General features: G+C 68.6%; 10 protein-coding genes. 5 read left to right on the forward strand and 5 right to left on the reverse strand.

Going from position 1 to position 11,240, the window contains the following annotated elements:
* Nucleotide 1 precedes the first annotated feature (1 nt).
* The 4 genes from ACWDUD_RS09715 to ACWDUD_RS09730 form a co-directional block, all read right to left on the reverse strand.
* Nucleotides 2–2,614 carry a glutamate--cysteine ligase gene (locus ACWDUD_RS09715; protein ID WP_450109177.1) on the reverse strand — a complete coding sequence of 871 codons (2,613 nt, stop codon included), beginning with the start codon at nucleotides 2,612–2,614 and terminating at the stop codon, nucleotides 2–4.
* A gap of 56 nt (nucleotides 2,615–2,670) precedes the next feature.
* Entirely contained in the window at nucleotides 2,671–3,873 is a 1,203-nt protein-coding gene (locus ACWDUD_RS09720; protein ID WP_450109178.1) for a hypothetical protein, read from the reverse strand.
* On the reverse strand, nucleotides 3,870–4,226 hold the full coding sequence (locus tag ACWDUD_RS09725; protein ID WP_450109179.1) for a type VII secretion target: 357 nt from the start codon (nucleotides 4,224–4,226) through the stop codon (nucleotides 3,870–3,872). The genes ACWDUD_RS09720 and ACWDUD_RS09725 overlap by 4 nt, the downstream gene beginning before the upstream one ends.
* 136 nt (nucleotides 4,227–4,362) lie before the next feature.
* A complete protein-coding gene (locus ACWDUD_RS09730; protein WP_197250464.1) occupies nucleotides 4,363–4,725 on the reverse strand; it encodes a RidA family protein in 363 nt (120 codons plus the stop codon).
* Nucleotides 4,726–4,811: 86 nt separating this feature from the next.
* Here ACWDUD_RS09730 and ACWDUD_RS09735 point away from each other — a divergent pair, with 86 nt between their 5' ends.
* The 3 genes from ACWDUD_RS09735 to ACWDUD_RS09745 all read left to right on the forward strand — a co-directional run bounded on the left by ACWDUD_RS09735 (nucleotide 4,812) and on the right by ACWDUD_RS09745 (nucleotide 7,810).
* Nucleotides 4,812–5,831: an Rv2578c family radical SAM protein gene (locus tag ACWDUD_RS09735; protein WP_197250463.1), complete on the forward strand. Its 1,020-nt coding sequence runs from the start codon at nucleotides 4,812–4,814 to the stop codon at nucleotides 5,829–5,831.
* Nucleotides 5,832–5,940: 109 nt separating this feature from the next.
* Nucleotides 5,941–6,267, forward strand: coding sequence for a hypothetical protein (locus tag ACWDUD_RS09740; protein ID WP_248675018.1), 327 nt, complete (start codon nucleotides 5,941–5,943; stop codon nucleotides 6,265–6,267).
* 154 nt (nucleotides 6,268–6,421) lie between these two features.
* Nucleotides 6,422–7,810, forward strand: a complete 1,389-nt coding sequence (locus ACWDUD_RS09745) for an oxygenase MpaB family protein (protein ID WP_248675026.1) — start codon at nucleotides 6,422–6,424, stop codon at nucleotides 7,808–7,810.
* Nucleotides 7,811–7,953: 143 nt separating this feature from the next.
* Here ACWDUD_RS09745 and ACWDUD_RS09750 read toward each other — a convergent pair whose 3' ends face one another.
* Nucleotides 7,954–8,646, reverse strand: coding sequence for an SDR family NAD(P)-dependent oxidoreductase (locus tag ACWDUD_RS09750; protein WP_197250460.1), 693 nt, complete (start codon nucleotides 8,644–8,646; stop codon nucleotides 7,954–7,956).
* 145 nt (nucleotides 8,647–8,791) lie between these two features.
* On the opposite strand from ACWDUD_RS09750, the gene ACWDUD_RS09755 reads away from it, so the two are divergent.
* Nucleotides 8,792–9,685 (forward strand): LysR substrate-binding domain-containing protein, encoded by an 894-nt coding sequence (locus ACWDUD_RS09755; RefSeq protein WP_197250459.1) that lies wholly within the window; start codon nucleotides 8,792–8,794, stop codon nucleotides 9,683–9,685.
* A 147-nt stretch (nucleotides 9,686–9,832) separates the two neighbouring features.
* On the forward strand, nucleotides 9,833–11,197 hold the full coding sequence (locus ACWDUD_RS09760; protein ID WP_248675017.1) for an MFS transporter: 1,365 nt from the start codon (nucleotides 9,833–9,835) through the stop codon (nucleotides 11,195–11,197).
* Nucleotides 11,198–11,240: the final 43 nt, after the last annotated feature.

Consider the following 11,240-nt stretch of genomic DNA (forward strand, 5'->3'; position numbering starts at 1 on the left):
GTCAGCGCTCCCTCCGGCCGGTAGGCGGCCCGCCCGCCGACCGAAGGATCCAGGTGTCCTTGCCGCCGCCGCCCTGGGAAGAATTGACGATCATGCTTCCGGCGGGTGCCACGCGGGTCAGCGCCACCGGTGCGACATGCGCGGTGACCCCCTCGCCGTCGGCGCGCACGTGCACGAACACACGCAGGTCGACGTGGTGCGGATAGAACCCGGTGCCGTCGAACGTCGGGTGCGTGGACAACGGCACCACCTCCTGCGCGACGAATCGCTCCGGCTGCCTCAGCAGATCGTGGCGGCGCCTCGCCAGTTCGGCCGGTGTCGCCTCCGGGCCGATCGTGATCCCGTTGCCGCCGAATCCGTCGATGGGCTTGACCACGAGCTCGGAGAGCCGGTCCAGCACGTGGTCGCGCTGCTCGCGTTCGGCGCACACCCACGTCGGGACCTGGTCGAGCAACGGCCGCTCACCCAGGTAGTACTCGATCAGCGCTGGCACATAAGTGTAGACGGCCTTGTCGTCGCCCACCCCGTTACCGAGGGCGTTGACCACGGTCACGGTCCCCGCACGCAGCGCGCCGAGCAGACCCGGCCGCAGCGGCTGCCCGTCGTAGCCGGCGGAGGACAGCAGCATGTCCTCGTCGACACGGGCGTAGAGGACATCGACGCGCGACTTCGTCGTCCCCCGATGGACGTACACGACGTCGTCGCGGACCGACAGGTCCTGCGTCTGGGCGAGCGGCAGACCCGTGCGCTCCGCGAGCATGGTGTGTTCGAACCACGCGGAATCCTGCGGGCCCGCGCTCAGCACAACGGCGGCCACACGGTCGCCGCGGGCCCGGGGCGGAGCGGCGGCCAGCAGCGTTTTCACCATCAGGTCCGTGGTGTCCTCGACATCGAGGACATCGGAGCCCTCGAGGAGTTCGCCGAGGAAGGTGCGGGTCATCGCGCGGTGGGCCAGGGCGTAGCCGACGCCCGACGGCACCCGGAGATTGTCCTCGAGCACCACGAACCGGCCGGGATCGGTCCGGACCAGGTCGATGCCGCAGATGTGTGCGCGCACCCGGTGCAGGTGGGCCGCGGCGCCGCTCCGGCGGAACCCGGGCGCACGGTCGAGCACCTCCGCCGGCATCACACCGTCCCGGATCACCGCGGCGTCCCCGTACACGTCGACGAGGAACGCGTTGAGTGCCTGCGCGCGCTGTTCCAGCCCGGGAACCAGGTGTTCCCACTGGTCGGCCGTGATGATCCGGGGCACCACATCCATCGGGAAGACCCGTGCCCGGGCCTCGCCGCTGACCCGGAACACCACCCCGTCGAGGCCCTGCTCGCGGTCGATGTCGTCCTGCGCCGTCCGCAGCGTATCGGCTCCGAGCCGCGCCAGCGTGGTGAGCACGTGTTCGTACTCCGGGCGCGGCCGGCCGCGCGCGTCGACGGCCTCGTCGTATCCGTCGGTGGCGTCGTCCGCGCGGAGCGGCGCGTACCCGTGCAGCAGCGTCCCGTGGGGGTCGGCGACCTCCGGAACCTCGTGGACCCGGCCGGCGGTCTCGGCGAGCAGCAGGTCCACGACGTCGGTGAGCTTGCCGCGCCGGCGCAGCACCCGTCGCTGCCGCGCCGCGGAACTGCCGATGCGGGCGGCTGCCGCGGCCAGTTCGGAGACGGTGTCCCAGTCGCCGAACTGCTCGAGTTCCGGTCGCAGCAACGAGGTGAGCCGGTCGATCATCTCCACGGCCGGTCGCGGTACCGCGGCCTCGACGTCCACCAGGTCGCCCTCGAGCCCGGAGCGGGCGGCCCGCCACATCGCGGCGCGGATCAGGGTGGGGTTCGCCCGGATGGGAGGTACCCCCTCACGCAGTGCCGTGCACTCGTGTTCGACGAGCGCGCGGAACAGACCGGCGACCAGGGTGATCGTGTCGACCGACGGGCAACTGTCGCACACCCGCAGTTCGAGGGTGGGTTGATGCGCGGACGGCCGCAGGTCGAAGTACACCATGCCCGGGTCGGTGATGACCCCGCTCGACACGAGATCGGCGATCAGCCGGTCGTACTCGGCGGCGGACGACACCGGCGCCGCGGGCCCGGTGCTCGGCCACCGGATCCACACGAGGCTGCGCACGCTCGCATAACCGGTGTCGGTGCCGTCGGCCCAGAACGGTGAGCTCGCGCTGAGCGCCAGGAAGACCGGCAGGTGCGGGGCGATCCGGTTCGCGACCTGCACCGCTTCGTCCCGGTCAGGAACATCGACGTGAACCTGGGTGCCGCAGATCAGCTGCTCCCGCGCGAGCAGTTGATAGTCGGCGAGCATCCGGCGATAGCGTGGTGTCTCGCTCACCTGGAGTTCCTCCGGGACCGCGAGCGGGACGGCACCGGCCGCGGCGACCCCCAGGCCCAGTTCGGCGGCGGCCGCCACCAGCTGCGAGCGACGAAGGACGAGATCCGCGCGGAGTTTCGACAGCTCCCGGTGGACCTCGCTGTTGACCTCGACAACGCAGCGTTGCAGTTCGTCGACGTAGGTGTCCTGCGGGAGCCGGGCGAGCAGTTCCGGGGCCCGGGGAACGAGCCGGCGCGTTTTCGCATCGATCAGCTGGAATTCCTCTTCGACGCCCAGCTGTCGAACCATTCCCGCACGACCCATCTACCTCAGATACCCGCTCGGGTCACAGCGTAATCCGGTGCCTACCGGTCGTCGATGCCCCCGATCACCGCCGGTACGACCTTCGGCATTTCCCCGACCACCTCGGTCGAGTTCGCGGCGGACACCAGGAAGCCCGGTGTGCCACGGGGATCGGTCCGGTCGTCTCCGCGGTGGGTACCGGCCGACGGGACGCCGCCGTACATGCCGGGGCGTCCGGCCGCGGTGGGGACCGGACCGGCGGTGCCCGAGCCCACGGGTGCCGCCGGTCCCGGGAACACACCGGGGACCGATGAGGCGGGGACCGCGCCGGTTCCCGCTCCGAGACCGGACCCGGTGAGCCCGGCGCCGCCGAAGCCCGACGGTGCGGACATGGAGCCGCCGGCCGACGGCATCGTCGGCGTCAGGGACGCGGCCCGGGTCGGGGCGGACCCGTCGCCGAATCCGCCGAACATCGATCCGGCCGCGGACGCAGCTTCGGAGGCGAGGGACTTCACCGCGTCGGACGCGACCGCCGCCACCTGCCCGGGGCCGGGCAGGCCCTCCGGTGCGATCGGCGGCGGAACCGGGATCGGGGCGGTGAGGGTGTTCATCGCCGCGGTGTGCACGCTCAGTTCACCGCGGCTGCGGCTCACCACGGCCAGTGCCGCCTGCAGATGCTCGACGGCGGCCGAGACCAGCAGTGCCTGACCCGGCGGCGTCAGCGCGACCGGCGCGGTGGCGGACGCGACGGCCAGGAACGATTGGGCGATCCCGGTCAATTCGACGTTCCCGCGTTCGACGGTCGCGGTCGCGGCGCGGGTCAGTTCACCGATCCGGTCGCCGCGTTCGCTCAATGCGACCGCGCTGGTGTGCGCCTGGCGGCCGTGCTCGATCGCGGCGTCGGCCGGTGCACCCTCCCACGAATCGGGGAGCAGGTCGACTGCGCTGCGTCCGATCGAGGCGGCGGTGTCGAGGAACCGGGACGACTGCTGGAGGATCGCGGCCGGGTCGAGCCCGTCCAGGATGCCGGTGCCGAACAGGCCGCCGAGATCGGTCAGGGGTGCGAGTAGCTGATCCACCCCGGGCAGCTGCGGAACCGGAATCGACTGCAGCAGTTCGACGATCGGGTTCGTCCCGGGATCGGGCGGCGGGATGGGGACGACGGGCGCCGGTGGCAGCGGCATGTCGAGCACCGGTCCGATCGGGGAGGCCCGCAGCGCGTCGAGGACGGTCGGGGTCGCCGCGGGTGTGCCCTGCCCGGTCACCGCGCGGGCCCGGGTACGATGCCGGCGGCCGCGGTCGCCAACGCCGCGGCCTGCTCGGCCACGACGGTTTCGTAACCCGTCGCGGTGGCGTGCGCGGCGGCACCGCTCGAGGCGTAGACGAGCGACAACTGCGCGACCGCGCGGGTGTGCTCGCTCTGGGCGGCGGCGAACGCCGCCAGGAAGTCGCCGCCGATCAGCCCCAGCGCCGGGCTCAGCGCCGAGACGTTCTCCTGCAGATCCACCGCGCCCGCGCGTGCCACCCGATCGGCGGCCTCGAGTGTCGTGTTTCCGAAGGCGCGGACGCCGTCGGGCGCAACCCTGACCGAATTGCCGACGGCGGCATGATCCCCCATGATGATCCCCCCAGATCAGAAGTTCGTGTGCAGCACTCTAGCTCGAGCCGGGGCGCTGTGCGCTCGTGAGCCGGGGGCTGCGCGCTCGCGTGCCTTTCGGGCCCCTCCGGACGCCCGAAAGGCACACGATCCCACGCTATTCGACGACCGCGTCGGCTTCGATCTCGATGAGCAGATCGGCGTCGACGAGGCGGCTGACCTCGAGAATCGTGCTGGCGGGCCGGATCTCGCCGAACACCTCACCGTGTGCGGCGGCCGCTTCCTCCCACCGGGACATGTCGGTCAGGTACATGCGGGTGCGGATCACGTCGGTCAGCTTCGCGCCGGCCTCGGCCAACGCGGCCTCGATCGTGCGCAGGGCGCCGCGGGTCTGTTCCTCGAGGGTCGCGCCGGGGGAGGTGGTGCCGGAGACCGCGACCTGGTTGCCGATGCGCACCGCGCGGGAGTAGCCGATCTTCGGTTCCCATTCGGAACCGGACGAGATGTTCTGACGAGTCATGGCCGGAATTCTGTCAGGTGGAGGGTCGTCGAACGAAATTTCGACGACCGGTTGACAGAATGTCGCACAGGTGTTCGACTGAGCGCATGAGGTGGGCGGCACAGACACTGGACGCCGACGACGGCGCGTTGCCCGGATTCGATCGGGCCGGACTCGTCCGCAGCGTGCAGACGCCGGACTTCGAGGGCATCACGTTCCACGAGGTGCTGTGCAAGAGCGCCCTCAACAAGACGCCGGAGGCGTCGAATCTGCCGTTCCGCTACACCGTCAACACCTTCCGTGGATGCAGTCACGCGTGCCGTTACTGTTTCGCCCGGCCCACCCACGAATATCTCGACCTCGATCCCGGCCACGACTTCGACACCCAGCTCGTCGTGAAGACCAACGTCGCGGCGGTGCTGCGACGGGAACTGTCCCGGAAATCCTGGAAGCGCGAACACGTCGCGCTCGGCACCAACACCGATCCGTATCAGCGCGCGGAGGGCCGATATCGCTTGATGCCCGGCGTCATACGTGCGCTCGCCGAGTCCGGCACCCCGTTCTCGATCCTCACCAAGGGCACCCTGCTGCGGCGCGATCTGCCGTTGCTCACGCTCGCGGCCCGGCAGGTCGACGTCGGGGTCGCGGTGTCCCTGGCCGTCGGCGACCACGACCTGCAGCGCCAGCTCGAACCGGGCACCCCGTCGCCTCAGGCCCGGCTCGATCTGATCCGCGCCGTGACCGACGCCGGACTGTCCTGTCATGTGATGGTGGCCCCGGTCATCCCGTATCTCACCGACTCGACCCGGCACCTCGACGAGCTGTTCGCCGCCATCGCACAGGCCGGCGCCTCGGGCGCGACCGTGATCCCGATGCACCTCCGCGGCGCCACCCGCGGATGGTTCCTGTCCTGGCTCGCCGCCGAGCATCCCGCGTTGGTGCGGCGGTACCGGCAGCTCTACGGCCGCAGCGCGTACGTCACGCCCGAGTACAAGCGCTGGCTCAAGGCTCGCGTCGTACCGCTCGTGGAGCGCTACGGACTCGCCGGCGCCGAAGCCGCACACCGGGACGTGCCGTCGCCGGTCTCCGAGCGCCGTTCCGCGGATCCGGCACTCACGCTGTTCTGACCCCTACTGCCGGTCCGCGCGGCGATCCGGGATCCCGGCGCAGCCCACTCGGCCCGGTCGGGCAAGATCGTCTCCTGTCGTGCCGTCGAGGAGATGCGAGGGGTTGTCGGTGAGAAGTCGTGTGGTGGCGGCGGGGTTCGTTCCCGCGGTGGTCGTTCTCGGTGCGATCGTGGCGGGCTGCGGTGGCACGGCCACGGGCGCGACGTGCGACGACTTCGCCGCCCAGGACGACGCCGCGCGCGGCGAAACCGTCCTCTCCCTGCTCGAACCCCACGGCATCTCGTCCCGCGACCTGGAGAGCTATCGCGTCGTCGTCGGCAAGGTCAACGAGTATTGCGGTCTGCGTGCCGGGGCGGCCCGCGAGAGCGGGGAGGCCACGCAGAACAACACGCAGCCGATCGACGCTGCCGTCGACTGGGACAGCTTCACCCACTGACGGTTCCGGCCGTGACGGGGCTCGTCCGGAAGTGAGCGCGTCGACCACTGCAGATCGCATCGGAAGAAACACGCAACGAAACTGACATCACCTGTTTTCAAATGGTGATGCCGTGTGCGACACTGCCTGAAAGTACTACGTGGGGGTGGTTTTCATGACTACGACCAACGAGCGCTCAGAGATCCTCCTCGAAGATGTCGACTTCAACCGGCGAGATCGTCCCGATCGGCCGTTACGGCCCATCCCACCCGGTCGGGACCACTTCGCCGATCAGTGGCGTCACATGCGCGAAATCATGTTCGGCGACTGGATAGACATCGACCGGGAAGTCGAACCCAACGACCTCACGCGCCTGCGTGACGACTATTTCTGGCAACGCGACGAGCACATGATCGGCGTGGTCGAGGCGTTCGAGCGACTCGGTCACGAGCAGGGCCGCGCGCTGTTCGAGCAGGCTCTCACCCAGGGCATCGAAACGCTCGAAAATCCCCCGCACGAGTTCGTCGAGCTCTTCGAGCATCTCGATCAGCTGCCTGCTCAATTCGATCTCGTCGCTGCCGAACGGGGACGGATGCTGGCGATGGCGGCTACCTGGAGTGCCACGTCGATCATCAAAGGGTGGGCACTGTACGAAACAGCAATGACCGGTGACATTTCCGCTGCCACCGGTGCCACGGGACGATTCGCGGACGACGGTCCGCGCCGCTTCATCGAAACAGCCCGGGTATTTGCCGAGTTCAGGCTGCCGGAAATTTTCGATCGCCGTTCCGAGGCATTCCAGGACGTGGTGCGCGTGCGGTTGATGCACGCACTGGCCAGTCGGGGGCTACGCAGAAAATGGGGTGACGACGTCTATCTCAAATTCGGAGAACCGATTCCTGCGACATCGTTGCTCGGATTCGGCAGCGGCATGTTGCTCGGACGGCTCGTCGACCACGCGTTCGGGCGCAGGTTGACCGCGCAACAACTCGAGGATCTCGCCGAATATTCCTCCTACTCCGCGCGTTTGTGGGGAGCTCCCGAACTGCTCCACTCCGCGAACGGTGTGGAACTCATCAAATCGCTGAATTATGTTCTCGCAAGGGGCGGTAACCCTTCGCCCTGGCGTGCTGAACTCGTCGATGCCATTGCCGGTCCCGCACACGTGGAGACCCTGACGGACACGCTTCCCGGTGTGGTCAAGAAATGGGTGTCCCGGTACGCCGATCAGATCATCGCCACCATCGCTCTCGCGCCGGCAGGAGTGGTGTTCGGGTACAAGCAGATCGAAGCCATGGTGGAGGGCACGCACTTCGAGCCGCTCGGATACAACTTCGAACGCCGAGTGCGCTGGTTCGCGCATCTCACCGGATTGAACGTAGCTCTCGCCAGGCTGGCCGACAGCGTTCCCTGGTCCAACCCCATCCGCGAGCGCAGGAACAGAAGCGGGGCAGCCGCGCGCGAACGGGTGGCCATGTTGAACAAGGTCGCCCGCGGTCGGCATATCGCGATGACCTTCACGCAGCACGACCGTTCGACGGCGGGTGAGGGTTTCAGCGGGTAGCCCGGCCGATATCACGTTCTTCGACGAGTTAATGCGTGCGACGGTAGCCGGCGGTCCCGGATGCGCGGGGCCCGCCGCTCGCCAGTGGGATGTGCGAACGCCGGAGATCCCTGGCGACGGCGGAGTCGGTTCGGGATGGCCGGTCAGTACGACGCGCGCCCGCCGCTGGCGTCGTACACGGCACCGGTGGAGAAACTCAGCGCCTCCGACGACAACCACGCGACCAGTTCGGCGATCTCCTCGGGCCGTCCCATCCGCCCCATCGGGGTGAGGCTCTGCGATCGGGCGATGATCGCGGGATCGGTGTCGGCGTTCATCGGGGTCTCCACCGCAGCGGGGGCGACGGCGTTGGCGAGCACGCCGGACGTCGCGACCTCCTTGCCCAGTGACTTGGTCAGGGCGATCACGGCGGCCTTCGAAGCCGAATAGGCGCTCTGGTAGGGGTTTCCGTCCTTGGCTGCGATGCTTGCAAGGTTCACGACGCGGCCCCAGCCGGCGTCGATCATCCCGGGCACGAACGCGCGGCACATCAGGAACGTGCCGTCGACGTTGACGCGGAAGGTGCGGTGCCAGCCGGCGAGGTCGGTGTCGACGAGTAGCGCCGACGGGCCGACGATCCCGGCGCTGTTGACGAGGATGTCGACGCGGCCCACGCGCGACCGTAACCGGTCGACCGCCTCCGGATCGGTGACGTCGAGGTGCTCGTCGGCGCCGGGCGCGAGGTCGGCGGTGACGACGCGAACGCCTGCGTCGGCCAGGCGTTTTGCGCACGCCGCGCCGATGCCGCCGGCGCCGCCCGTGACGAGGGCGATGGCGCCCGATGGGTATGTGGACATGGATATCTCCTCGGGTATCTGGGGATCGGGTATGTGGGGAGTAGTCTCAATCTATGTGCGATATCGAAACAATAAGGTTCGCACTGTATTCAAGATGAATATACGGCTGCGGCGTGGCCGTCAACCCGCCGAAGGAGAGGGTCCCGTGGAGATCCGTTGGGTGCAGGCATTCGTTGCCGTCGCCGAAGAGTTGCATTTCGGGCGGGCCGCCGCGCGGTTGCAGATGGCGCAGTCCCCGCTGAGCCAGACCGTGCGCAAGCTCGAGAAGGACATCGGCGTACCGCTGTTCGAACGCAACACCCGCAGTGTGGCGCTCACGGCGGGTGGTCATGCGTTCCTGCCGCACGCGTACCACATTCTCGAGAGCGTCGAGACCGCACGCCAGGCCACCCGCGCGTCCGCGGGAGGCGTGTACGGGCGCATCAAGATCGGATTCACGGGTGTGCTCAACCACCTGTCGCTCCCGCCGCTGACCCGGGCGCTGCGGCAGCGATATCCCGACATCGAACTCACCCTGGTCGGCCGCATCATGACCCGCGATGCAGTCGCGCAACTGGAAAGTGGCGCACTGGATCTCGCGTTCGTCGGCATGCCCGTGCAATCGGCGGGTGTCAGTGCCCGGCTGATCCGGCGCGAGCCGTTCGGTGCGGTGCTGCCGGTCGACCACCCGCTGGCGGGCGAGACCGCGATCGAGCTGCGCGATCTCGCCGAGGACGGGTTCATCACCACGCCGATCTCGGCGGGATCGTCGCTGCAGGAGGTCACGATGCGGGCGTGCCTCGACGCCGGATTCCGTCCGCGGGTGGTCCAGGAGATCACCGATCCGTACATGATCCTGCTGCTCGTCTCGACCGGCGTCGGCGTCGCGCTCATGACCTCGGGCATGGCGCCGATCGCCCCACCGGGCACGGTGTTCGTGCCCCTGACGGGCGAGCCGGTCTACATGCTGCACGGTCTCGGGTGGTCGCCCAAGCGGGTGTCGCCCGCGCTCGAGGTCGCGCTCCGGCTTGCCGAGGAGATCCTCCCGACCCCCGATTAAGATGCAAATGGTCTTTTTCAAAGACTTTTTCGGTGTTGGACGCCACATAGTCTTGCGTGACAGTCTCGGTTCGTCCCGGCGAGTGTGAGGGCCGTCTCAGCGGATCGGCCCTCCGTGTTCGTCGGATTCTGGGACGAAAGGAAACCCATGACGAACAGTCACACATCGGATCGCGACGGGCACCGCGCTGCCAACGCCCGCAGGGCCGCCATCTCCGGCTTCCTGGGCAGCACCCTCGAGTACTACGACTTCTTCATCTACGGCTCCGCCGCGGCCCTGGTCTTCGGGCACATCTTCTTCCCCGGCGGCGGCGCGACCGCAACCCTGCTGTCGATCAGCACCCTCGGCGTCGCCTACGTCGCCCGCCCCCTCGGCGCGGTGCTGTGGGGACACTGGGGCGACAAGTTCGGCCGCCGAAACGCCCTCCTGGCGTGCCTGCTCACGATGGGCATCTCGACCTTCGTCATCGGCTGTCTGCCCACCTACGACCAGATCGGCATGGCCGCACCCGTGATCCTGGTGCTGCTCCGGTTGCTCCAGGGCCTGTCCGCCGGCGGTGAATCACCGGGGTCGTCGTCGCTCACCCTCGAACACGCCCCCGCGCGTCGCCGGGCATTCTTCACCTCGTTCACGATGAGCGGCATCATGTTCGGCATCGTCATCTCGAGCCTCGTCTTCATCCCCGTGGCCTCGCTGCCCGACGACGCCCTCTACTCGTGGGGCTGGCGGGTACCGTTCTGGCTCAGCATCGTCGTCACCGTCGTGGCAATGTGGTTGCGCCGCAAGCTCGACGAACCCGAAGTCTTCGAGGAGATTCAGGAGAGCGGGGACACGGCGGCGTTGCCGGTCGTGGAAACGTTCCGCTCCCACTGGCGCGCGGTGATCCGTATCGCCCTCAGCGCCACGTTCGCGATGATCAACACCATCGTCAACGTCTTCGCCCTCGCCTACGCCGTGGGCGTCCAGGACATGGAACGCTCGACGATCCTGTGGGCGATCGCCGCTGCCAACTTCGTCGCCGTACTCACCCAGCCGCTCTTCGGCATCCTCGCCGACCGCATCGGCCGCAAGCCGGTATTCGTGTTCGGTGCCCTCGGTTCGGGCGCCATGGTCTTCGCCTTCTTCCACGCGATCGGAACCGGAAGCACGGCAATGGTGTTCGCCAGCGGAATCGTTCTCATCGGCTTCTTCTACGCGATGCCCAACGGCATCTACCCCGCGTACTTCCCCGAGCAGTTCCCGGCCAGGGTCCGCTACACGGGCATGGCGGTGAGCCTCATGCTCGGACTGCTCGTAGCGGGCTTCACCCCGGCCGTCGCCCAGATCCTGTCGGCCGGCGACGCCGCGAACTGGGTCCCGGTCGCGTCGATGTGCATGGGCTTCGCGGTGCTCGCCGCGGCCGCGGCACTGACCGGACCCGAGACGTATCGCACGCCCACCGAGGAACTCGGAGAACCGAAGCGCCCGGTACCGGCGGTCGCGGCAAACAGCCTCGTTCGCACCGACGCCTGACCGACCGATCCGCCTCGGTGCTCGATCCGGGCACCGAGGCACA

This window comes from Rhodococcus sp. NPDC003382 (assembly GCF_053589135.1).